Raw genomic sequence first — 23,016 nt, 5'->3', positions numbered from 1 at the left:
CATGACACGCCTTCACGGGAAAACCGCACTGATCACCGGATCCGCCTCCGGGATCGGTCGCGCAGTCGCCGACCGTTTTGCCCGCGAAGGCGCACGCGTGATCATCGCCGATCGAAATGCGGATGCTGCGGCGGCAGTCGCCGCATCCATCGGTGAGACTGCACGTGCGGCAGTTATGGACATCTCGGATGAGACCTCCGTCGCCGCCGCATTCGCGGATCTGGTCACTGCAGGCTGGAGCCCGGATGTCGTGGTCGCGAATGCCGGCGTGCAGCTCTTCGGCCAGGATGCCAAGATCGCCGACCTCGACCTCGATGTGTGGCGACGCACGATCGACATCAACCTGACGGGCACCTTCCTGACAGTGAAGCACTCCGTCCGGGCGATGCTGGCTGCGGGCGGCGGCTCGATCATCCTCACCGGGAGCCCCACCGGCCTCAACGGTGAAGGTGCCGACTTCACTGCGTACAGCGCTTCGAAGGCGGGCATCCACGGCCTCACACGCACCGTCGCCGCGGCATATGCCGCGGACGGCATTCGAGTGAACACAGTGGTTCCCGCCTACACCGAGACCGGGCTCGTCTCGACGATCTCCGAAGACCCTGAGTCTCGTGCCGCCATCGTCGGGCGTATCCCGCTTGGTCGTGCGGGAACGCCGACTGATGTCGAAGGCATCATGGTGTTTCTCGCCAGCGCCGACGGAGAGTTCGCGACCGGCGCGCTGTTCGCGGTGGACGGCGGGATGACTTCGCTGTGACCCACAGCGGGAGCGGCGCGCCGGTCTGGTGGCGCGAGACGGCGCCCACCTGGCGGGCCGGCGGGTGGACGATCGCGCTGCGTGGCGACGAGCTCGCAGACATCCGTAGAGGCGACGTCGTGATCCTCCGCGCAGTGCGCGCCGTCGTGCGCGATGCCGGGTGGAACACCGTACCGGTGAGTGTCATCGACGCCAACCTCGGTGCCGAGTCCCTTGTGCTCCAGCTGCGACACGAGGGCCTCGGTGCCGCAGTGATATCCACGCTTACCGTTGATCTCCAGGGAGATGCCCTGCGCATCGACTGGGATGCGGAGAACCTGCGAGACTTCGACACCTGCCGCGTGGGGCTCGTCGTCCTGCATCCGCCATCAGACGCTGGGCGTGCCATCACGGCAACGCATTCTGACGGCTCGCTTGAGCGCACCGCCCTGCCAGATGCGATCAGCCCGCATCAGCCGATCATGGACATCTGCGCGTTGCAGGTCGGGGACGGTGACGGTGACGGTGACGGTGCGACGATGCTCCGATTCGATGGCGATGTGTTCGAGATGGAAGATCAGCGCAACTGGTCGGATGCCTCGTTCAAGACCTACAGCCGGCCGCTTGCACTCCCCTACCCCTACGCGTTGCGTGCCGGGGAGCGCGTGCACCAGGTGATCACGCTCGACGCACCACTGTTGCCACCCGCTGCACAAAAGCGCCGTGCGGAGATCTCGCTCGTCGAGGGCGGCGCGTTCCCGCTGGTCGGTGTCGAGGCTTCGACTGCGCCGGATGGGCCGAACCCGCAGCCATCAAGCCCGGTCGGAGACTTCCGTATCGTCGAGTTGAACCTGACGACCCCGACGTGGCGCGCTGCCCTCGCCAGAGCCGCAGCCGACGGGCTCCCCTTGGACGTACGTCTCGTCACCGATGCAGACCCGGCGCCTCTCGCTGAGGCCGCTCACGCGCTCGCCGATCACCGGGTGATCGCCATCACAGCGTTCGACAGCATCCTGCATGTGAGCGAGCGCAGCGCCGTCGAGGGGCTTCGCACAGCACTCAGCGCAGCTGGACTGGCCATCCCGATCCGAGGCGGCGCGCGATCGCATTTCACCGAGCTCAACCGTGAACATCGCCGAATCCCCGACGACGTCGAGGGCATCACCATCACCACGACACCGCTCTTCCACTCCCTCGACACCGAACAGCTCGTTGAGGCGCTGGCGATGCAACGACTGATCGCGACACAGACGGTCGAAATGGCGGCCGGTCTCCCTGTGCACATCGGTCCGGTGACGCTGCGTCCGCGCTTCAACAATGTGGCGACGACGCCACAGTCGGCGCCGACGCTGACCGATCTGAGTCAGGGCTACGGCGCGCAATTCACCGGCGCCGACGACGAACGTCAGGATGCCCGGGAACTCGCCGCCTGGACGATCGCAAGCGCTGCGGCCCTCGCAGTTCCAGGCGTGGCAAGCCTCGCCTGGTTCGAGACCTGGGGTCCGCGTGGACTTCGAGATGCCTCGGGGATGCCCCGTCCTGTGGCGGATGCCATCACCAAGGTGGCTGCCCTGGCCGGACGGACGCTTCTCTGGGGCGGCAGTCCGGACGGACTGCTCTGGGCCATCGGCGCGCGCGGCGAGGATGGCGACATCATCCTGCTCGCGAACCTGGATCGAACCTCACGTCCACTGCGCCTCACCGGAGCGGATACCTCTCCGCTCGAGGTGAACGTCGGCGCAGGTGAGTGGCTCCGCCTCCACCGAGCCCACTCCAGCACTCGCCTCAGCCGACAGTGGACTGGCGCACCACGAGTTCCGGACGGAACCGCACGCGACGCTCGTAGTCACCGTCCGGATCCTCGATCGATTTAAGCAGCAGCTCCACCGCCGTGTGCCCGATCGTCTCCGCGGGCTGGCGGATCGAGCTCAGCGGAACGACGGTGGCCGACGCGAAGTCGATGTCGTCGTAGCCGATCAGGGCGATGTCCTGCGGCACCCGGAGGGTGCTGAAGATCGTGAGCCCCTGGAGAAGACCGACCGCGAGCAGATCATTCGCGGCGAAGATCGCGTCGGGTCGCTGGTCGGGCTCGCGGCCGACAATGACCTCGCCGGCTGCGCGGCCGTTGAGAACCGTGAGCGCAGGCATCTCGATCACCTCCAGCGTTGCGTCGTCCACCGTCGCGACGGCACGCCGTGCGCCCTCGAGCCGATGAGCGACCTGGGCGATCGACGACGAACCTCCGACGAAGCACAGACGGCGACGGCCCTGTTCGAGGAGATGGGATGCTGCCAGGTATCCACCTTCGACGTCATCAACGGATACGGAGCAGAACTCGGATTCGCTGATCTCGTGGTCGACGAGAACCACGGGGATCCCAGCCTCTTGCAGACGTGCCAGCTTCTCGGCGGCGTGTGATGCGGGCGTGATGAGCACGCCTCGCACCCGCTGCTCACGGAAGAGTTCGAGGTAGGAATCTTCGCGTACGACATCGTCGTCGCTGTTGCCCAGCAACACAGAGAGCCGGTCTTCCTCAGCGCGCGACTCGGCTCCGCGTGCGACTGCGGCGAAGAATGGGTTGCTGGCATCGAGCACGACCATGCCGATGCTTCGACTGCGCCCGGCGCGCAGCTGCCGTGCGGCGTCGTTGCGCACGAAGCCGAGTTCACTGATGACGGCCAGCACACGCTCGACAGTCGCCGGCGACACCTTCTCCGGGTGATTCAGCACGTTCGACACAGTTCCCACCGACACTGAGGCGGCTGCCGCAACGTCTCGTACGCTGACTGCCAACTGCGGTCCCTTCCCTCTGCGATGACCGTGAGTCATCGGCATCCCTTCCGATCGGGATGGTTCATCCTTTCACCTCCGATTGCGAACGAGGTCGAATGGGCATACAATGAAACGATTCATTCGCCATTTGAGAGCTATTCGAAAGAACCATGACACGATGACGCGCCATTGCTTCCACCTACAGGTCCGCCCCGACCTCCTGGACGAGTATCTGGAACGCCATTCTCCAGTACGGCCGGAGATGCTCGCCGAGATCGAGGCCGCGGGCCGCCGCAACTACTCGCTCTTCTTGGGCGACGGCGGCGCTCTCATCGGCTACTACGAGACCGACGATGACGCGGCCGCGCAGGCGTATCTCTCGGCATCCGATATCGCCACTCGCTGGGAAGCCGAGATGGCGCGGTTCTTCATCGGACTCGAGGGTCGTCCCGACCAGGCCGCCAGCGCCCTCACCGAAGTCTTCAACCTGGCGGAGCAGCTCTCCGCCGTCACCACATCCGCAGAAAGCGATCGATCATGAGCATCCTCACCCCTGACATCCTCGCCGAACTCGAAAAGCAGTCGATCGAGCTGCCCAGCTGGGCGTTCGGCAACTCGGGCACCCGGTTCAAGGTATATGGCACGCCCGGCACGCCGCGCGACCCGTTCGAGAAGATCGCGGATGCCGCACAGGTGCACAAATACACCGCGCTCGCCCCCGTCGTGGCACTGCACATCCCGTGGGACATGAGCGACTTCGGCGACCTGCGCACGCACGCGGAAGAGCACGGCGTATCCCTCGGCACGGTCAACTCGAACACCTTCCAGGACGACGACTACAAGTTCGGTGCACTCACGCACGAGGATGCGGCGATCCGCCAGAAGGCGATCGACCATCACTTCGACTGCATCGATGTGATGGATGCCACGGGCAGCCGTGACCTGAAGATCTGGCTCGGTGAGGGCTCGAACTACCCCGGCCAGGCCGACATGCGCGGACGCCAGGACCGCCTACAGGAGTCGCTGCAGCAGATCTACGCACGCCTCGGCGACGACCAGCGCATGGTGCTGGAGTACAAATTCTTCGAGCCGGCTTTTTACCACATGGACGTTCCGGACTGGGGTACCTCGTACGCGCAGGTATCCGCCCTCGGCGACAAGGCGCTCGTGTGCCTGGACACCGGCCACCACGCCCCCGGCACCAACATCGAGTTCATCGTCATGCAACTGCTGCGCCTCGGCAAGCTCGGCTCGTTCGACTTCAACTCGCGCTTCTACGCCGACGATGACCTCATCGTGGGCGCGGCCGACCCGTTCCAGCTGTTCCGGATCCTCTTCGAGGTCGTTCGCGGCGGCGGTCTGAACAACCCCGACGTGGCCTTCATGCTCGACCAGTGCCACAACGTCGAGGAAAAGATCCCCGGCCAGATCCGCTCCGTGCTCAACGTCCAGGAGATGACGGCGCGCGCGCTGCTCGTCGACCGTGCGGCGCTGGCCGTCGCGCAGAAGAGCGGTGACGTACTGGCTGCGAACGCTGTCTTCATGGACGCGTTCTACAAGGATGTCCGCCCGGCCCTCGCCGAGTGGCGTGAGTCCCGCGGCCTCGCCGGCGACCCGATGGCCGCGTACGCGGCATCCGGTTACCAGGAGAAGATCGCCGCCGATCGCGTCGGCGGCACCCAGGCTGGCTGGGGGGCATGATCATGACCAACCCCACCGCAGCCGCGCTCATCGCGCGCAGCAACCGCCTCGGCGCAGACCCGAAGAACACGAACTATGCCGGCGGCAACACCTCGGCCAAGGGCACCGAAACCGACCCCGTGACGGGACAGCCGGTTGAGCTGCTGTGGGTCAAGGGCTCCGGCGGCGACCTCGGCACGCTGAAGGAACAGGGCCTCGCGGTGCTGCGCCTCGACCGCTTCCGCGCACTCGTCGACGTGTACCCGGGCATCGAACGTGAAGATGAGATGGTCGCCGCGTTCGACTACTGCCTGCACGGCAAGGGCGGCGCTGCCCCCTCGATCGACACCGCGATGCACGGCCTGGTGGATGCTGCGCACGTCGACCACCTGCACCCCGACTCCGGCATCGCGATCGCGACAGCCGCGGATGGTGAGGCGCTGACCCCGACCATCTTCGGTGAGAAGGTCGTCTGGGTGCCGTGGCGCCGTCCCGGTTTCCAGCTCGGCCTCGACATCGCCGCGATCAAGGAAGCCCACCCGCTGGCGATCGGGTGCATCCTCGGCGGGCACGGCATCACCGCGTGGGGCGACACCTCCGAAGAGGCCGAAGCCAACTCGCTGTGGATCATCAACACCGCAGCGGATTACATCGCGGCGAACGCAAAGGCCCAGCCCTTCGGCGGTGTGCGCGCCGGTTTCGAGGCGCTGGCCCCGGCCGAGCGCCGCGAGCGCGCCGCTGCCCTCGCCGGCACGATCCGCGGCATCGCCTCCACGGACAAGCCCATGGTCGGACACTTCACCGACGCTGACGTGGTGCTTGACTTCCTGGCATCCGAGAACGCGCCCGCGCTGGCCGCGCTCGGAACCAGCTGCCCCGACCACTTCCTGCGCACCAAGGTGAAGCCGCTCATCCTCGATCTGCCGGCCACGGCATCCGTCGAAGACCAGCTCGCTCGCCTGCACGAGCTGCACACCGAGTACCGTGCGGACTACCAGGCGTACTACGACGCGCACGCGACCGCCGAGTCGCCCGCGATCCGCGGCGCTGACCCGCTCATCGTTCTGATCCCCGGTGTCGGCATGTTCTCCTACGGCGCGAACAAGCAGACCGCGCGCGTTGCCGGCGAGTTCTACGTCAACGCGATCAACGTCATGCGCGGCGCCGAGTCGCTCTCCACCTACTCCCCCATCTCGGATGCCGAGAAGTTCAACATCGAGTACTGGGCGCTGGAGGAGGCCAAGCTGCAGCGGATGCCGAAGCCGAAGTCCCACCAGGGCCGCATCGCGTTCGTGACCGGCGCCGCATCCGGCATCGGCAAGGCCATCGCCACCCGGCTCGCAGCGGAGGGCGCGTGCGTCGTCGTCGCTGATCTCGATCTGGAGAAAGCGCAGGCTGCGGCCGCCGAGCTCGGAAACACGGATGTCGCGATCGGCGTGGCCGCCAACGTCGCGGATGGCGATGCCGTGCAGGCCGCTCTCAACGATGCTGTCCTCGCCTTCGGCGGCGTGGACCTCGTCGTAAACAACGCCGGCCTTTCGCTCTCGAAGCCGCTGCTGGAGACCACCGAGAAGGACTGGGACCTGCAGCACGACGTCATGGCGAAGGGCTCGTTCCTCGTCTCGAAGGCCGCGGCGCGCGTGCTCATCGACCAGAAGCTCGGCGGCGACATCATCTACATCTCGTCGAAGAACTCCGTCTTCGCCGGCCCGAATAACATCGCGTACTCCGCGACCAAGGCCGACCAGGCGCACCAGGTGCGGCTGCTGGCCGTCGAACTCGGCGAGCATGGCATCCGCGTCAACGGCATCAACCCCGACGGCGTCGTCCGCGGCTCCGGCATCTTCGCCTCCGGCTGGGGCGCGAACCGCGCCGCGACCTACGGCGTCGCCGAAGAGGACCTCGGCCAGTACTACGCGAACCGCACCATCCTCAAGCGCGAGGTCGTTCCGGAGAACGTCGCGGATGCCGTGTACGTGCTCACCGGCCCGGAACTGACTCGCACGACGGGCCTGCACATTCCGGTCGACTCCGGCGTCGCGGCGGCGTTCCTGCGATGACAGGAGGAATCCGCGCGGTCGCGGCCGTCGATCTCGGGGCGACCAGCGGGCGAGTGATGATCGGGCGCGTCGGCCCTGGCACCCTCGAGCTCGAACTCGTCTCCCGGTTCCCGAACGGCCCTGTCGAGGGACCGGATGGCCTGCACTGGGACTTCGACGCGCTCTACGAACACGTCCTTGAAGGGCTCGCCGAAGCTGTGCGCCGCGAACCTGCAATCGAGAGCATCGGCATCGACTCGTGGGCAGTCGACTACGGCCTGCTTCGGGACGACGAACTGCTTGCTCAGCCGTTCCACTACCGCGATGAGCGCACCGAGCGCGGCGTCGCCGAGGTGCACGAGATCGTCCCGTTCGACGAGCTGTACGCCCGTAACGGCTTGCAATTCCTGCCGTTCAACACGCTTTACCAATACCGCGTCGATGCGCGACTCGCGGATGCTGACACCGCTCTGCTCATCCCGGATCTCCTGGCGCACCTTCTCACCGGCGCCCGCGTTGCCGAGCGGACGAACGCGTCCACGACCGGGCTCCTCGGTGTTCGCAGCGGTGAATGGGACACCGAGCTGGCTGAGCGTCTGGGCATTCCCGCCGCGGTCCTCCCCGATCTCGTCGACCCCGGCACAGTGATCGGCGTGCTGCGTCCCGAGATCGCGGAGCGCATCGGCCGTGAACTCCCGGTAATCGCAGTCGGCTCACACGACACCGCATCCGCTGTCGTCGCGGTCCCGCTCTCGTCGCCGAACGCGGCGTACATCTCCTGTGGCACCTGGGGCCTGGTCGGCGTGGAACTTCACGAGCCGGTGCTGACGGATGCCGCACGTGAGGCCAACTTCACGCACGAGCTCGGCGTCGACAGCCGCTACCGCTTCCTGCACAACGTCACTGGGCTCTGGCTTTTGAGCGAGACCGTGCGCGCGTGGGAAGCCGAGGACGCCGCGGCGATCGATCTGCCGGACCTCCTGGCTGCGGCATCCGCTGTGACCGGGGACATCCCGTTGTTCGACGCGAATGATCCCTCGCTCAGCACCCCGGGTGACATGCCCGCTCGCATCGCCGCTGTGCTGCGGGGCCAAGGAGCACCCGTCCCCGAGGAACGGGCAGCGTTCGCGCGCATGATCGTGGAGTCGATCGCGGAGGCTTTCGCGGATGCGGTGCAGACGGCGGCGGAACTGTCGGGACGGATCATCGACAGCATCCACCTTGTCGGCGGTGGCTCACTCAATCGGCTCCTCTGTCAGGCCACTGCCGATCGTTCGGGAATTCCTGTGCTGGCAGGTCCCGTCGAGGCGACCGCGCTGGGCAACGTGCTCGTGCAGGCTCGTGCTCTGGGCGCGGCCTCCGCGACAATCGAGGACCTGCGCTCGCTTGTCGCCCGCACCCACCCTCCGCTGCGGTTCGACCCGCGTCGAGACTGCAACCACTGACACCTCCACACCCGGGCATCTCCCACACGCAGCAAGACGCCCCTGCCGCGTAAGCAGCAGGGGCGTCCAGCCGCCGACTCAGAAGTCGAAGTCGGCGATGTTTTCCGCGTTGAACTCGTACGGGTCGCCGAGCAGCACGACGCCGTCTGCCCCGACGGTGTACTCACCGAGGTCGCCCGCGTCGAAGGTGTCACCCTCGGCGCCGGTGATGTCCCCCTCGATGAGGGCGGCAGCGGCGAACGCCGACAGGTAGCCGAGCTCCTCCGGATTCCACAGCGCGAACGCGGTGACGGTGCCGTCCTCGACGTACTCGCGCATCTGGTTCGGTGTGCCGAGACCGGTCAGCGCGACCGCGCCCTTGTAGTCCGAAGTGGACAAGTAACGCGCAGCAGCCGCGATGCCGACCGTGGTGGGCGAAACGATGCCCTTCAGGTCCGGGTGCGTCTGCAGCAGAGCCGCGGTCTTGTCGAACGAGGTCTGGTCGTCGTCGTCACCGTAGACCGTCTCGACGAGCGTGATGTCGGGGTAATCGCTGGCGAGGTACGCCTCCATCAGCTCGATCCACGCATTCTGGTTCGTCGCGTTTGCAGAAGCGGACAGTACGGCGATCTCACCGGCGCCGCCGATTTGATCGGCGATCAGATCGATCTGAACCTTCGCGATCCCCTCGGCATCGGCCTGGTTGACGAACAGGTCACGGCACTCGGGGTTGGTGTCAGAGTCGAAGGTCACGACCTTGATCCCAGAATCCCGTGCCTCGTTCAGCGCATCGCAGATCGCCTGCGGATCGTTGGCTGAGACAACGAGAGCACCGATGCCCTGCTGCGTGGCGGTGTTGATGTAACTCACCTGTGCGTCCGGGGTGGCTTCCGCCGGCCCCACCTCGGCGAACGTTCCACCGAGCTCTTCCACCGCAGCCTTGCCACCCTTGCTGGAGGTGTCGAAGTACGGGTTGCCGAGGTTCTTCGGCAGGAACGTGATCGCGAGATTGTCGGAGCCACCCTCAGCCCCGCCACCGCCGCCATCGCCGCCTGTTCCGCCACTCGTGTCGGCACAGCCGGTCAGAGCCAGCGCCGCGGCGACGGCGACAGCCGCGAACGCAGCGACGTGCTTGCGTGGAAACTTCATTGTTCTTCCTTTCGTTGAGACTGCCACAGACGGATGCCGGCGGCGAGAAGCACCCTCAGCTGATCGAGGGGACGGCGAACCGAGTCGGTGGACCCGCCTTGGCACGCAGTCGCTGCATCCAGCTGAGAAGACTGGCTGCGACCACGGAGGCAACGAGCAGGCCGCCGGTGATGATGTTGATGACATCGGAGGTGACGTTGGCGAGGCGCAGCGCACTGGAAAGCACCCCGATCAGCAGAACCGCAGCGACGACGCCATGCAGCTGGCCCCGCCCGCCGAACACCGATACCCCGCCGAGGACGACCGCCGCGATGACCTGGAGTTCCAGACCCGTGGCGTTGTCGCCACGCGCGCTGCCGAACCGAAGCGTGAAGAAGATTCCGGCGAACGCGGAGACGATACCGGCAAGCACGAACAAAATGAACTTCGTGCGTTCGACGTTTATACCGGAGAACCGGGCGGCATCCTTCGACAGACCAATTGCGAAGATCCCTCGACCGAACGGCGTGAAGTGCAGCAGCACGACGAAAATCACCAGCAGAATCAAGAATGGAATGGTGATGTACGGGATGGTGGTCCCGGCGATCTTCGCCTTGGCCAGCGCTGTCCACTGCTCAGGGAAGTCGGTGACGGCCGTGGTGCCGAGCAGACCGACAGCGAGCCCCCGAAACAGCGCGAGCGTGCCGATCGTGACGGCGAGCGATGGCAGGCCGACAACAGTGACGAGGAATCCGTTGACTGCTCCGCCGATGACGCCGACGGTGAGTGCGGCGAGAGCTGCGACCTCGAAGGGCGCTCCGGCGTGCGTGAGCACACCGGTCACGACGCTCGAGAGGCCAACCATGCTGCCCACCGACAGGTCGATCTCCCCGGTCACCATGATCAGCGCCATCGGCAGCGCGATGAGCAGGATCGGTGCGACGTCGAGCAGCAGATAGTTCACCGTGATCGGCTGCGCAAACCCCTTCACCGTGGTGGATGCGACGAGGACGACGAGGACGAGAAGCGCAATGATCGCGACTTCGCGGGTGAGGAGAAGTCGACGCCAGAGCGAGCGATCGTGATCCTGGATGACGCGGAGCGTGGAGGTGGTGGATGTCGTGGTCATGATTCGTCCCTCGCCTCGATGAGCCGCTGTTTCTGCCGCACGGCGAGCACCCGGTCGAGCACGATGGCACCGATGATGAGCGCACCCACGACGGCCCGCTGCCAGAAATCCGGGATGCCGAGGATGGGCAGTGCCCGATTGATGGTCATCAGCAGCATGGCTCCGATCGCCGCACCCCAGACAGAGCCGACACCGCCCATGATCGCGATTCCACCGATGACTGCCGCACCCACCGCATCCAGTTCCCATCCGGCGCCAGCCTGCGAGCTCACCGAACCGTAGCGGGCCGCGTAGAACACTCCAGCGAGACCTGCGAGGGCACCAGACAGCGCGAATGCGGAGAGCAGGCGACGGGTGACTTTGAGTCCGTACAGCTCTGCCGCAGCAGGATCCGAACCGATCGCGTAATACTCGCGGCCACCGCGAGTGTTGCGCATGTACCAGGCAGCAGCGGCCAGAACGATCAGTGCGACGATCGCCAGCACCGGAATACCAATCACCTGCGCGGTGCCCAACGCGAGAAAGTCCTTGGGCATATCCGAGGCGTTGACCCGGCTGCTACCGGCCCAGAGCACGTTTATGCCGCGATAGGCATAAAGGGTGCCCAGTGTGATCACCATCGCAGGGACCTTCGCAAAGGCGACCAGCGCTCCGTTGACGAGGCCGAGCAGCCCACCGAAGACGACGGCAGCGAGCACCACAAGAATGATCGGGATGCCGGGGATGTCGATGAAGAGGCGCCCAGTGAGGTAGGCGGTCAGGCCCATCACCGATCCGACCGACAGGTCGACGTTTCGGGTGATGATGACAATCGCCTGGCCGACCGCGACCAGAACGAGGATCGACGGTGTGAGCAGCAGGTCGCGCCATCCATCCGCACTGAACAGGAAGTTCGGGTTCTTCACCGTCGCGGCGATGACAACGAGGGCGAGCGCGATGAGGATGCCGAACTCGCGCGCCCTCCCGACACCGCCGAGAGTCTTGCCGAGTCCCGTGCGCGAGATCGAGGTGGTGGTCACGAGTGCAGCTCCGTTGAGTGTGTCGCGGCGAACATGACGTTTTCACTGGTCGCCTCGGCGCGGGCGATCTCGGCGGTGATGCGTCCCTCCCGCATGACCAGCACGCGGTCGGCCATCCCCAGCACCTCCGGGAGCTCGGAGGAGATCATGAGGATGCCCATCCCCTCTCCGGCGAGCTGTGAGAGCAGGCGGTGCACCTCGGCCTTGGTGCCGACGTCGATGCCACGCGTCGGTTCATCGATGATGAGCACGCGCGGATTCGTGGCCAACCACTTCGCGAGGACCACCTTCTGCTGATTGCCACCGGAGAGCGTCGAAGCGATCGTGTCCAGCGCGTGAGTCTTGACCTCAAGACGACTCGCCCACTCCCTCGCAGCCCGGTTCTCGATGCCGGTGGTGATCAGCCCGAACTTTGCGAGCTGGCTGCGGATCGCCATGGTGATGTTGCTGCCCACGCTGGATTCGATCACGAGCCCCTGCTTACGCCGGTCCTCGGGGACCAGCGCGAGACCGGCACGCATGGCATCGGTCGGGCTCCGTCGCGGCACCGCTGTGCCCAGCATCCGCACTTCGCCCTCCCGATATGGGTCGACGCCGAAGATCGCGCGGACGACCTCACTGCGTCCGGCGCCGACAAGCCCGGCGAGGGCGACGATCTCGCCTGCACGCACGACGAACGAGATGTCGTGAAAGACGCCTGGACTCGTGAGGCCCGCCACCTCGAGCAGCGGTTCGCCGATCGGGACAGTTTGTTTGGGGAAGAGTTCCGTGACGTCGCGGCCGACCATCTGACGCACCAGCTCATCCACCGTGGTGTCCGCGATTGGCGTCGTGCTGATGTACGCGCCGTCGCGCATGACGGTGACGGTGTCGCAGAGCGCGAACACCTCATCGAAGCGGTGCGAGATGAACAGTACGGCGCGACCCTCGTCCCGCAGGCTTCGCGCGACGGCGAAGAGCCGGTCGACTTCGACCCCACTGAGAGCCGCGGTCGGCTCGTCCATGACGAGGACGCTGGCATCGAGCGAGATCGCCTTCGCGATCTCGATGATCTGCTGGTCGGCGATCGACAGCCCCTCGGTGATCCGGTCAGGGTCAAGCGCTACGCCCAGTCGCTGGAAGATCTGCTCGACCTCCTGCCGCATCGCCTTGCGATCGATACGCCCGATGCCGTTCGTCGGCTGACGCCCCATGAAGATGTTCTCGGTGACCGAGAGGTCAGGAAACAGCGTCGGCTCCTGGTAGATGACCGCGATACCCGCAGCCTTGGACTGTGCCGTGCTGGAGAAGTCGACCGGCTCATCGTGCAGTCGGAATTCCCCTGAGTCACGCCGATACAGCCCGGCCATGATCTTCACGAGCGTCGATTTGCCGGCGCCATTTTCGCCGATGAGCGCGTGGATCGACTGCGAGTGCAACGTCAGGCTGCCCGAGCGCAGTGCGACAACCGGCCCGAAAGACTTCACGACGCGATGCAGCTCCAGCGCCACGCTCGGCGAGCTGCGATTGTCGTCTTCGACGGCCACTGGCGCGTCCTCTCCGTTGAGGTGGATCGAATTGATCCAAGGTTGAATCTACATGAATCGATTCATGTAGGTTCAAGCTAGTGTATGAAATACCACCTGGAGGTCAACCCCAGGTAAGCGAATCGTGATCGGATCGACGAAGAGAGGTGACGGCCGTGGCGGTGAGTATCCGTGATGTCGCCCAGCGCGCCGGCGTCTCCGTTGGCACGGTCTCCAACGTCCTCAATCGCCCCGAAGAAGTCTCGGCCGACTCGGTCCAGCGCGTCAGTTTGGCGATCGAACAGCTCGGCTATGTGCGCAATGACGCCGCCAGGAAGCTGCGCGCAGGCATCAGTACGACCGTCGGCTTCGTCGTCCTCGACGGCCAGAATCCGTTCTACAACGACGTCGTGCGCGGTGCGGAAGATGAAGCCACGAGTCACGGCATCGCGATCCTTTACGGCAACACCGACGAAGACCCATCACGCGAGAAGGTCTACCTCGACCTGTTCCAGGAGCAGCAGGTGCGGGGGCTCCTGATTGCGCCATACGGCGACGTCATGACGCGACTGCGCCGGTTTCGCGCCAGCGGCATCGCCACCGTCCTCGTCGATCGTTTCAGCGGCGACGGGAACTTCTCCTCGGTCTCTGTCGACAGCGTCGCCGGCGGCCGCCTGGCTGTAGAACATCTCATCAATGTCGGCCGGCGCCGCGTCGCATTCGTGGGTGGGCCCTTCGACATCCGACAGGTCAATGACCGCCTCGCCGGAGCAAGGGCCGCCGCAGAAAACGCCTCCGTACGGGTCGACCTGGAGGTCATCGCCACATCGGCGATGACCGTGGAGGAGGGTGTCGCCGCCGGCGCCCGCATCCTCGCCCGCCCTCGCCGGGAATGGCCGGATGCCCTGTTCGCCGCGAACGACCTGCTCGCTCTCGGGCTGCTGCAATCGCTCGTCTCTGGAGGCCAACTCCTGGTGCCGAACGAGATCGCGATCATCGGCTTCGACGACATTCCGTTCGCAGCGGCCGCTGCGGTGCCGCTGTCGTCTATTCGTCAGCCCAGCCGGATGATCGGCCGCACGGCGTTGCGAATCCTCTTGGAGGAGGCCGACGATCCTGCGAGCATTCCTCGCCAGACCGTGTTTCCGCCGGAACTCGTCATTCGCCGGTCGACGACCGGCTGAGCTACCTAGCGAACGTTACCGTTGGAGCAGGTCTCCTGAGCCGCGGAGTTGCCCTTGATGCTGTCAGGGAGTGCGAAGACGGTCGGATCCGGCGTCGCCGTCTCATCTACCGGAACGCCTGACTCCTCCACGATCACTCCCTCATTCTCAGAGTTCACGTGCGTGATCTGCAGCTGCTGGTTCGCGTTGATGGCATCCCACATCAGCTCCGCGGAGGCGGAGTCCGCAACCACCTTATTCGGATCAGCCGAGTCGCCGAATGTCGGGTACTGCAGGAACACGATGTCCTCAAACGGCACGTTCTTCACCGCGAGCGCGACCTGCACGATCGTCATCGGGTTCGTCAGTGTCGTGCTCGCTTCAAGGTTGCTCAACGCCGTGTTCGCCAGGCGGAGCATCGTCGGAACGTTACCGAGCACCTCACCGCTGATGAGCTTGCGGGCAAGGCTCGACATGTACTGCTGCTGGTTGCCGATGCGACCAAGGTCGCTGCCGTCGCCGACACCGTGCCGAGTCCGCAGGAACTGCAGCGCTTCCAGCCCAGAGACCGTGTGGATGCCTGCTTGCATATCAAGACCCGTGTGGTAATCCTTGATCGGGCTCGCAAGGCACACATCAACGCCACCAATGGAGTTGGTGATCTCGATCACACCACCGAAGGTGACGGATGCCGCAAACTCGATGTCCTGACCGGTGAGGTTGGAGATCGTCTTCGCGACGCAGTTCAGGCCGCCGTACGTGTACGCACTGTTGAGTGGCTGCTTGCTCATCGCTGAGGTCTCGCTGCCGTCCTCACGCGTGCACGACGGGATCGGAAGCATAAGGTCGCGCGGGAAACTCACCGCGGTGATGCGTCGTGGCTCTTCTGAGACGTGCAGCAGGATGTTGACGTCGTTGAGGTTGCCCTCGGAATCCGCGCCAGAGCAGCGGTCACCGAACAGCTCCGCGTACGCTTCCTCGCAGGTATCTGTGCCAACCAGCAGAAGGTCGAATCCGCCCTCAAACTCGCTGATGTTCGGCGGAGCAGCTTCCTGGCCTTCGAGCTCCACCGCATTCGCGCTGACGGTGTTGCTGAGGTCGGCAACGACGAAGGCACCGATACTCAACCCGCTGACCAGCACAACCGCCAGTCCCACACCCAAGATCTTCAAGAGCTGGCTGATCGGGCCCGGAGACCGTAACTGACCGTGGCGTGCCACGGTCTTGCGGCGACGGATCTTCTCGCTCACTCAATGCCTTTCACTCTGACTGTGGGGGTACCGCAGCCAGTTCTCTGCGGAGGGCGTGGGATTCGAACCCACGAGACATTTCTGCCCACTGGTTTTCAAGACCAGCTCCATCGGCCGCTCGGACAGCCCTCCATCGACGGACGAATCTATCGATCAGTGGTCGAGTCTAACCGGTTTCATTCTCCAGCCTCGACCTGAGGAGCCCCTGGGTGAATCAACAGAGTATCCAGGGCACGCGCAAGACCACCCTCGGCGACGTCTGCGGTAACCTCACCCGCGGCATCCTTGACCTCAGTGGGGGCCTGCCCCATCGCCACCGCACGACCACCGATGCCGAGCGACCAGCCGAACATGCCAATATCGTTGCGTCCGTCGCCCGCGACGAAGACCTGTGCGCCGTTGATGCCGAGTTCGGTGTGAACCCGCGCGAGCGCGGTGCCCTTGTCGACACCCTGCGGTGCGATATCCAGCCAGGCAGTCCAGCCGATCGCGTACGAGACCTCATTGAGTCCGGCATCCGCCACGAGTTCGTGGAAGTCTTCCTCGTCATGACCGGGAGAGACCACGACGACACGAGAAACCGGCTGAGCGCCCAGCTCCTCAAGCGTCACTTGTCTGCCCCCGTCAAGGGTCCAATCATCCATCTCGCCGGTGAACAGCCGCTGACCGGATTCGAGCTCCACCATGTAGTGCGCTTCCGGCAGCCGATCGGTGAGCAGCGAAAGCACGACTCGCGGGTCAAAAACCTCGACGTGCCAGCGATCCCAGCCGTCCGCGACGCGTCGCATGGTGACGGCGCCGTTCGAGCAGACGACGAACTCCGGAGTGATTTCGAGCGCATCCACCCAGCGTTCGGTGGCCATCCAACTGCGTCCAGTAGCGATTGTCACCACGTGCCCCGCATCCCGCACGCGCGCGACTGCCTCCGGCACTCCGGGGCTCATGGTCTCGTCCTGCAGGATGATCGTGCCGTCGACATCGAGGCCGACGAGCCAGCGGGCGGTCACTTCGATCCCTGAATCTTCGACCCCTGGGCCTGTCGCTGGGCCGGCTCCAGCACGGCAAGGCCGCCCAGGTAAGGCCGTAGCACCTCTGGGACGAGCACCGAGCCATCTGCCTGCTGATGAGTTTCGAGCAGAGCGACGATCCAGCGCGTGGTCGCCAGCGTGCCGTTCAGTGTGGCGACGTGCTGCGTCTTGGCCGGAGCCCCGTCCACCGCTTCCGGACGATGCCGCACGTCCAGTCGGCGAGCCTGGAACGTGGTGCAGTTCGAGGTCGACGTCAACTCGCGGAACGCACCCTGCGTCGGCACCCACGCCTCAATGTCGTACTTACGAGCAGCGCTCGATCCGAGGTCGCCGGCAGCGACGTCGATCACGCGGTACGAAAGGCCGAGCGCGGTCAGCATCTCCTCCTGCAGGGCGACGAGACGCAGGTGCTCTGCCTCGGCATCCTCAGCGTTCGTGTAGACGAACATTTCCAGCTTGTTGAACTGGTGCACTCGAATGATGCCTCGGGTGTCCTTGCCGTACGACCCTGCCTCACGGCGGTAGCAGGTGGACCAGCCGGCATAGCGCAGCGCACCTTCGGAGAGGTCGACGATCTCGTCCTTGTGGTATCCGGCGAGCGCGACCTCGCTCGTGCCGACGAGATACAGGTCATCGTCTTTGTCGAGGTGGTAGACCTCATCAGCGTGCTCGCCAAGGAAGCCGGTGCCCTGCATGATCTCCGGACGCACCAGCGTCGGGGTGATCATGGGCACGAAGTCGTTCTGCAGCGCCTTGTCGAGCGCCAGGTTCATGAGTGCGATCTCAAGGCGAGCGCCGATGCCGCGCAGAAAGTAGAACCGCGCTCCCGAGACCTTCGCTCCGCGCTCCATGTCGATCGCGCCGAGTATCTCGCCGATCTCCAAATGGTCACGGGGCTCGAAATCAAAGGCCGGCGCCTCGCCGACGCGGCGCAGTTCGACGAAGTTCTTCTCGCCGCCGGCCGGCACCCCATCGATCACGACGTTCTCGATACGTGCGAGAGCGGATGCCGCGGCATCCGCTGCCTCGTTCGCCGTCTGCTGCGCCTGCTTGACACGCTCGGCGAGTTCTTTCACCTGGGCGACCAGGGCCGCCTTCTCGTCTTTGGGTGCCTTGGCGACCTGCTTGCCGAATGCGTTCTGCTCTGCGCGCAGATCTTCGAAAGCAGTGAGCGCCACACGGCGCGATCGGTCAGCCTCGATCGCGGCATCGACGGTGGCTTCGTCGTTGCCACGGGCCGCCTGCGAGCGGCGAACGAGGTCAGGCTGGTCGCGGAGAAGAGCGAGGTCAATCATGCTCCAAGTCTAGTTGGCGAGACCCACGCGGGCGGATGCGGGCCGTAGAGTGATCGCCATGAGGAAGAGCACCTCGCGCCACCGCCAGGCCGCTCTCGTTTACAACCCCATCAAGGTCGACGAGAAGCATCTGCGCGGGGTAATGCGCGATCTATCGAAGGAAGCGGGCTGGGACCACCCCGCCTTTTATCCGACGACGGTTGCGGACGCCGGGCAGTCGATCACACGAGAGGCGCTCGAGCGCGGAGTCGATGTCGTGCTCGTCGCTGGTGGAGACGGCACCGTACGCGCAGTCGCGGAGGCAATGGCCGGCACCGGTGTACCACTGGCGATCCTGCCGAGCGGCACCGGGAATCTGCTCGCCCGCAACCTCGGACTGCCGCTCCTGGATCCGAAAGCAATGATCCGTGCGGCGCTGGGCGAGTTCCGGCATCCGATCGACATCGGCTGGGCTGAGCTCACCCGAGCGAACGGAGAGACCGGCGAGCATGCGTTCGTCGTCCTTGCCGGCATCGGGCTGGATGCCGACATGATCGCGAACACTCGCCCAGATCTGAAGAAATCTGTCGGCTGGGTGGCCTACGTGGATGGCGCGGCGCGCTCACTTCCGAACGCCAAGCCGTTCCGCGTCGTGTACCAGCTCGACGATTCACGACTGCATTCCACGAAGGTGCACAGCGTGCTGTTCGCGAACTGCGGCACACTGCCGGCCGGAATCTCGCTCATCCCGTCTGCATCCGTCACCGACGGCGAGCTGGACATCGCGATCATCCAGCCGACCGGTCCCCTCGGCTGGCTGGGCGTGTGGCGCAAAATCTGGTGGGACAACTCCGTGCTGCGCAGGTTCCGTGCCGGGCGTCTGGTGCTCCAGCGGCGTGGGAAGGATGCCTCAGTGCGCTATCTGCGCGGACTGACGATCGAGGCCGCCGCCGTCGATCCGACACCCATCGAACTCGACGGTGACGCGTTCGGGATCGCCGTGCGCATACGTTGCCGCGTCGACCCCGGGGCTCTCCTGCTGGCGCTGCCAGAGGGGCACCCGGTCGATTCGCTCTGAGGATCAGCCCTTCATCACTGTGACTGCGCCGTCGAGGTTGTCGCCGACGAGAGTCAGGATGAAGTCGCCGTCGTCATCGATGTCGTCGCTGAATCCGAGCATGGTCGCCCGAGGCGCCATGTCCATCGTGCACTGCCTGTCTTCGGTCTTGAACGTCACCGTCGCACCGCCCGGCTGTTCCTCGAGGTTCTCCACGATCGGAGGGCATGTCGACGAGCCCCAGGTGAGCAGCACGACGCCCTCATCGTCGAACCAGCCGGCGCTCGGCGCGTAGTCCGTCTCACTTCCCGGCGTTCCGGTGAGTGCGGCGTTCCCATCAAGTTCGGCGTCGTCGGTGACACCATCCACCGTGACGACGAACTCTACGTCCTTGGTCGGATCCACGCCCTCAGGAACGCCACCGATGCTGGCGCGAGGTGCCAAATCTGCTGTGCACGCCGTCTCCGCACCGTCTGCACTGGGCGCGTCGGCAAGAGCGACCGTGACGGTCTGCCCGTTCGCGGTGACCTCGTCGACGACCGGAACGCACGTCGAAGATCCCCAGGTCACGATGGCGAACAGTCGTCCATTGTCAAGCCAGGCCGCCTCGATGTCATCATCAGTCACCGGCGTCGTGGACGACCCGGAATCATCCGGTGTCGCGTCGCTCGTCGGCGTCGATGATCCCGGCGAGGATGAGCAACCGACAACCAGCAGAGCGGTAGCGAGCACGGCCGCCGCAGACATAGCGAGACGCAACGAGGAGGTCATGCGCTCAGGGTATCTCTCGACGTGCATGCACGTAAGGATTCCTGTCGAAGTTCCGCCGATTCGTTATTGCAGCGCCGAGGTGAGTCGAGCGAGGTTGTCGAGCACGGTGGAACGCAGCGGCTGCTGCATCCATTCCTCCAGCGTGAGTTCGCGGCTCAGTGAGCGGTACGTGTCTTCGATCTCGCGCATCTCCGCCACGAACTCCTCGCCGCGCACGAGCATCGAGATCTCGAGGTTGAGACCGAACGAGCGCATGTCCATGTTGCTCGAGCCGATCACTGCGATCTCGTCGTCGATTGTGAGTGTCTTGGTGTGCAGAATGTACGGTTTGCGGTACATCCAGATCCGCACGCCGGCGCGCAAGAGTGCCTCGTAGTAGCTGCGTTGCGCGTGGTAGACCATGGCTTGATCGCCTTCTTCGGAGACGAACAGTTCCACCGCAACACCGCGGTCGCACGCTGCGCTGACGGCGAGCAACAGCGCACCGTCGGGCACGAAGTACGGACTCACGATCATGACCTTCTCGCGTGCCGCATAGAGCAGCGCAAGGAAGAGTCGCAGATTGTTCTCGACCTCGAAGCCGGGGCCGGACGGGACGATCTGACAATCCAGATCTCCGCTGCCGGTCTGGGCGTGCGCGATGTCGATCTCACTGAGTATCTCGTCGGTCTCGCTATACCAGTCGCTGAGAAAAATCGCGTTGAGGCTGAGCACGATCGGACCGTCGACGCGGGCCATGAGATCTACCCAGTGCAGTCCACGCTTGATATTTTTGGGCAGGTTGTATGTCGAATCGGTGACGTTCTGGGATCCGAGATATCCGACGTTGCCGTCAACGACGAGAAGCTTGCGGTGGTTTCGCAGGTCTGGCCGCTGCATCCGACCCTTCAACGGCTGCATGGGCAGCATCAGATGCCAGTCTGCGCCCATCGCGGTCAGTCGCTTGATCGTCTTGCGATATCGCGGTTTCCAACGGTTGGCCCAGTGATCAAGAAGCACGCGCACTTCAACGCCGCGAGCGGCCACCTCTTCAAGCGCACAGAAGAAGTTGTCGGTCGCGTCATCCGACTGCAGGATGTAGAACTCCACATGCACGTAGTCGTTTGCGGTGCGGATCGATTCCGCCATCGCGTCCAACGACTCCTGATAGTCGCTGATCAGGTGCGCCCCGTTGTCGCCGGAGATCGGCAGCGCTCCGAGAGCCTGGTTCATCGTCACCAGGGGGGCGAACCACTCCGGTGCGTTCGGGCGCAGTGTCCCGAAGTGCAGTTGATGGCTGGTCTCGGCGATGTACGCGTTGATCTGATCTTGCTTACGACGGCGCGCACGCGGCAGTCGTGGATTGCCGATGACCAGGAAGAGGATCACGCCCACGTAGGGGATGAAAAACACCGCGAGCAACCAGGCCATCGCTGCGGTCGGGCGCCGGTTGCGCGGGATCACGATGATCGCCATCACACGGATGGTGATGTCAATGACGGCGGCGACCGCAAGAACCCACCATGGCCATGACCATTGCCACACGCGCATCACCCCCGGCAAGCACCAAGCAGAACTCGCCGAAATCGGCGTCTGGCTTCAGAGTAGTCGGTAGCGCGGACAGTGCGGTCAGGCGCAGGTCGTCAGACGCGGGGCGGGAGGCCGCGTGCGAGGCGTTCTTCCGCTTCGATCTGTGCGTGAGCCTTGCGCTCAGTGCGATCGGAGTGAATGATGCCGCGCAGCACAAAGAAGAAAACGAAGCTGACTCCGAGGGTCGGCAGAAGTGCCCATACCGCGGCGACCCAGAAGTTGTCCATGTGTCTATCGTACGCGGTCATTCCTCTGGAACAGCCGACTCGTTCTGCACCGATGGATGTGGACAGCCCACCCTGTGAGTACCCGTTTCCGGCCTGGCTTTTCCGCCACACTCGCGTCATGAACACAGTCCTTCGTGCTACTGATTCCGCCGAGTTTCTCGGCATCGTCCCGAGCCTCGCCGGGTTCACACCGAGGCAGAGCATCGTGCTGCTGCCCTTTCAACGCTCGCGCGCCCACGGTGCGATGCGCATCGATCTTCCTCGAGATGACGTCGACCTCGACGAGTACGTCGACACGGCGATCGGCTTGGTCTCGCGAGTCACCGGAACGGATGCTGTCGCCGTGGTGGTGTACACCGACGAGCATCCGTTACACACCCCGGACGGCATCGTGTTGCCGTCGACCATCGTCGTCGATGACCTGCTCGATCTGGCCGTCGACCTCGGGCTCCACGTGGTCGACGCGCTCTGCGTCACCCCGGAGGGATGGTCGAGCTATCTGCATGACGACCCAGTCCTGCGCCCGTCTGCAGAGATTCCCGTTCCCCCGACGGTTCCGGAAATCGGCGATGTCTCGGGTGATCAGGATGCCGGCGCGGCGCTGCCCGTCGTCGGTCTTGCCGAGAAAGAGCGCGTGGGTCGCGCACTGCGCGACCTGTCAGACGTGCTGGCGCACGAGCACCTCGGCCTCACCGGCGCACGCGAGAACCCTCAGGCCATCGCCGCCTCGATGCTGCTCGACGACCTGCCGCTGTTCTTCGAAGACCTGCTGGAGTCTCCGGAGAACATGCCGCCGTTCGAGACCGCAGCGCTGCTCTGGTGTCTGGACCGCCCGCGCTACCGCGACGTCGCGCTCCTGCAGTGGGCGACAGACCTGCCGACCGGTGTACGCGCACTGAACGCACAACTCGCCTACGCCGAATATGGCGCAGGCGTGTCAGACGATGTGGGCCAGGTGTTCCTCGGGCGTGGACCGAGTCCGGACGCCGACCGACTCGCCGTCGCCTTGACGATCGCGCGCAACGTCGCCGTGCGCGCACCCCGTGCATCCAGACCCGCGCCGCTGACCGCGGCGGCCTGGCTGTCCTGGGCGCTTGGCCGTTCCACGCACGCCGCGCACTACCTGCGAATGGTCGCCGAGATCGACCCCTGCTACTCTCTCGCATCCTTGATCAGCAGCATGATCGACGCGGCCATACTGCCGGAGTGGACGTTTCGTCGCGGTGACAACGTCGACGGATGAGC

At 65.0% G+C, this 23,016-nt stretch carries 20 protein-coding genes and 1 tRNA gene; 9 read left to right on the top strand and 12 right to left on the bottom strand.

The window, feature by feature from the left end:
- Position 1 precedes the first annotated feature (1 nt).
- On the top strand, positions 2-757 hold the full coding sequence (locus tag ACSU1G_RS13100; RefSeq protein ID WP_439280391.1) for an SDR family NAD(P)-dependent oxidoreductase: 756 nt from the start codon (positions 2-4) through the stop codon (positions 755-757).
- On the top strand, positions 754-2,610 hold the full coding sequence (locus tag ACSU1G_RS13095) for a hypothetical protein (protein ID WP_439280390.1): 1,857 nt from the start codon (positions 754-756) through the stop codon (positions 2,608-2,610). Before ACSU1G_RS13100 ends, ACSU1G_RS13095 begins: the two co-directional genes overlap by 4 nt.
- Here ACSU1G_RS13095 and ACSU1G_RS13090 read toward each other — a convergent pair.
- Positions 2,522-3,529 carry a LacI family DNA-binding transcriptional regulator gene (locus ACSU1G_RS13090; protein WP_439280389.1) on the bottom strand — a complete coding sequence of 336 codons (1,008 nt, stop codon included), beginning with the start codon at positions 3,527-3,529 and terminating at the stop codon, positions 2,522-2,524. The genes ACSU1G_RS13095 and ACSU1G_RS13090 overlap by 89 nt on opposite strands.
- A 157-nt stretch (positions 3,530-3,686) precedes the next feature.
- Between ACSU1G_RS13090 and ACSU1G_RS13085 the strand changes: the two genes are divergently transcribed.
- Genes ACSU1G_RS13085 through ACSU1G_RS13070 form a run of 4 tightly spaced genes read left to right on the top strand, consistent with a single transcriptional unit; the run spans position 3,687 to position 8,672 of the window.
- Positions 3,687-4,049, top strand: coding sequence for an L-rhamnose mutarotase (locus ACSU1G_RS13085; RefSeq protein WP_439280388.1), 363 nt, complete (start codon positions 3,687-3,689; stop codon positions 4,047-4,049).
- Entirely contained in the window at positions 4,046-5,209 is a 1,164-nt protein-coding gene (rhaI, locus tag ACSU1G_RS13080; protein ID WP_439280387.1) for an L-rhamnose isomerase, read from the top strand. The genes ACSU1G_RS13085 and rhaI overlap by 4 nt, the downstream gene beginning before the upstream one ends.
- Positions 5,210-5,211: 2 nt before the next feature.
- Positions 5,212-7,248: a bifunctional aldolase/short-chain dehydrogenase gene (locus ACSU1G_RS13075; protein WP_439280386.1), complete on the top strand. Its 2,037-nt coding sequence runs from the start codon at positions 5,212-5,214 to the stop codon at positions 7,246-7,248.
- Positions 7,245-8,672 (top strand): rhamnulokinase, encoded by a 1,428-nt coding sequence (locus tag ACSU1G_RS13070; RefSeq protein ID WP_439280385.1) that lies wholly within the window; start codon positions 7,245-7,247, stop codon positions 8,670-8,672. Before ACSU1G_RS13075 ends, ACSU1G_RS13070 begins: the two co-directional genes overlap by 4 nt.
- Before the next feature lie 78 nt (positions 8,673-8,750).
- Here the strand turns inward: ACSU1G_RS13070 and rhaS are convergent, their stop codons facing one another.
- Genes rhaS through ACSU1G_RS13050 form a run of 4 tightly spaced genes read right to left on the bottom strand, consistent with a single transcriptional unit; the run spans position 8,751 to position 13,453 of the window.
- Positions 8,751-9,800 (bottom strand): rhamnose ABC transporter substrate-binding protein, encoded by a 1,050-nt coding sequence (gene rhaS / locus ACSU1G_RS13065; protein WP_439280384.1) that lies wholly within the window; start codon positions 9,798-9,800, stop codon positions 8,751-8,753.
- 55 nt (positions 9,801-9,855) lie between these two features.
- The gene (locus ACSU1G_RS13060) at positions 9,856-10,908 is read right to left on the bottom strand and encodes an ABC transporter permease (RefSeq protein WP_439280383.1); all 1,053 of its coding nucleotides are present in this window, start codon (positions 10,906-10,908) and stop codon (positions 9,856-9,858) included.
- Positions 10,905-11,927 (bottom strand): ABC transporter permease, encoded by a 1,023-nt coding sequence (locus ACSU1G_RS13055; RefSeq protein WP_439280382.1) that lies wholly within the window; start codon positions 11,925-11,927, stop codon positions 10,905-10,907. The genes ACSU1G_RS13060 and ACSU1G_RS13055 overlap by 4 nt, the downstream gene beginning before the upstream one ends.
- Positions 11,924-13,453, bottom strand: a complete 1,530-nt coding sequence (locus ACSU1G_RS13050; RefSeq protein WP_439280381.1) for a sugar ABC transporter ATP-binding protein — start codon at positions 13,451-13,453, stop codon at positions 11,924-11,926. The genes ACSU1G_RS13055 and ACSU1G_RS13050 overlap by 4 nt, the downstream gene beginning before the upstream one ends.
- Positions 13,454-13,608: 155 nt before the next feature.
- On the opposite strand from ACSU1G_RS13050, the gene ACSU1G_RS13045 reads away from it, so the two are divergent.
- Positions 13,609-14,616, top strand: coding sequence for a LacI family DNA-binding transcriptional regulator (locus tag ACSU1G_RS13045; RefSeq protein ID WP_439280380.1), 1,008 nt, complete (start codon positions 13,609-13,611; stop codon positions 14,614-14,616).
- Positions 14,617-14,621: 5 nt separating this feature from the next.
- On the opposite strand, the gene ACSU1G_RS13040 is transcribed toward ACSU1G_RS13045, so the two are convergent.
- The 4 genes from ACSU1G_RS13040 to serS all read right to left on the bottom strand — a co-directional run bounded on the left by ACSU1G_RS13040 (position 14,622) and on the right by serS (position 18,168).
- Positions 14,622-15,845, bottom strand: a complete 1,224-nt coding sequence (locus ACSU1G_RS13040) for an LCP family protein (RefSeq protein WP_439280379.1) — start codon at positions 15,843-15,845, stop codon at positions 14,622-14,624.
- 47 nt (positions 15,846-15,892) lie between these two features.
- Positions 15,893-15,977: transfer RNA gene (locus ACSU1G_RS13035), tRNA-Ser, on the bottom strand.
- A 44-nt stretch (positions 15,978-16,021) separates the two neighbouring features.
- Entirely contained in the window at positions 16,022-16,852 is an 831-nt protein-coding gene (locus tag ACSU1G_RS13030) for an HAD family hydrolase (protein ID WP_439280378.1), read from the bottom strand.
- Positions 16,849-18,168 carry a serine--tRNA ligase gene (gene serS, locus ACSU1G_RS13025; RefSeq protein ID WP_439280377.1) on the bottom strand — a complete coding sequence of 440 codons (1,320 nt, stop codon included), beginning with the start codon at positions 18,166-18,168 and terminating at the stop codon, positions 16,849-16,851. Before serS ends, ACSU1G_RS13030 begins: the two co-directional genes overlap by 4 nt.
- Positions 18,169-18,226: 58 nt before the next feature.
- Between serS and ACSU1G_RS13020 the strand changes: the two genes are divergently transcribed.
- On the top strand, positions 18,227-19,225 hold the full coding sequence (locus ACSU1G_RS13020) for a diacylglycerol/lipid kinase family protein (protein ID WP_439280376.1): 999 nt from the start codon (positions 18,227-18,229) through the stop codon (positions 19,223-19,225).
- Positions 19,226-19,228: 3 nt separating this feature from the next.
- Here ACSU1G_RS13020 and ACSU1G_RS13015 read toward each other — a convergent pair whose 3' ends face one another.
- From ACSU1G_RS13015 to ACSU1G_RS13005, 3 genes are all read right to left on the bottom strand, one after another.
- Complete coding sequence (locus ACSU1G_RS13015) at positions 19,229-19,975, bottom strand: hypothetical protein (RefSeq protein ID WP_439280375.1); 747 nt, start codon at positions 19,973-19,975, stop codon at positions 19,229-19,231.
- 63 nt (positions 19,976-20,038) lie between these two features.
- On the bottom strand, positions 20,039-21,499 hold the full coding sequence (cls, locus tag ACSU1G_RS13010; protein ID WP_439280374.1) for a cardiolipin synthase: 1,461 nt from the start codon (positions 21,497-21,499) through the stop codon (positions 20,039-20,041).
- Positions 21,500-21,597: 98 nt separating this feature from the next.
- Positions 21,598-21,771 carry a hypothetical protein gene (locus ACSU1G_RS13005; RefSeq protein ID WP_439280373.1) on the bottom strand — a complete coding sequence of 58 codons (174 nt, stop codon included), beginning with the start codon at positions 21,769-21,771 and terminating at the stop codon, positions 21,598-21,600.
- 118 nt (positions 21,772-21,889) lie between these two features.
- On the opposite strand from ACSU1G_RS13005, the gene ACSU1G_RS13000 reads away from it, so the two are divergent.
- The gene (locus ACSU1G_RS13000; RefSeq protein ID WP_439280372.1) at positions 21,890-23,014 is read left to right on the top strand and encodes a DUF4192 family protein; all 1,125 of its coding nucleotides are present in this window, start codon (positions 21,890-21,892) and stop codon (positions 23,012-23,014) included.
- Positions 23,015-23,016: the final 2 nt, after the last annotated feature.

The organism is Microbacterium sp. A93 (assembly GCF_051842835.1).
This window is presented reverse-complemented; position numbering and strand designations above follow the sequence as displayed.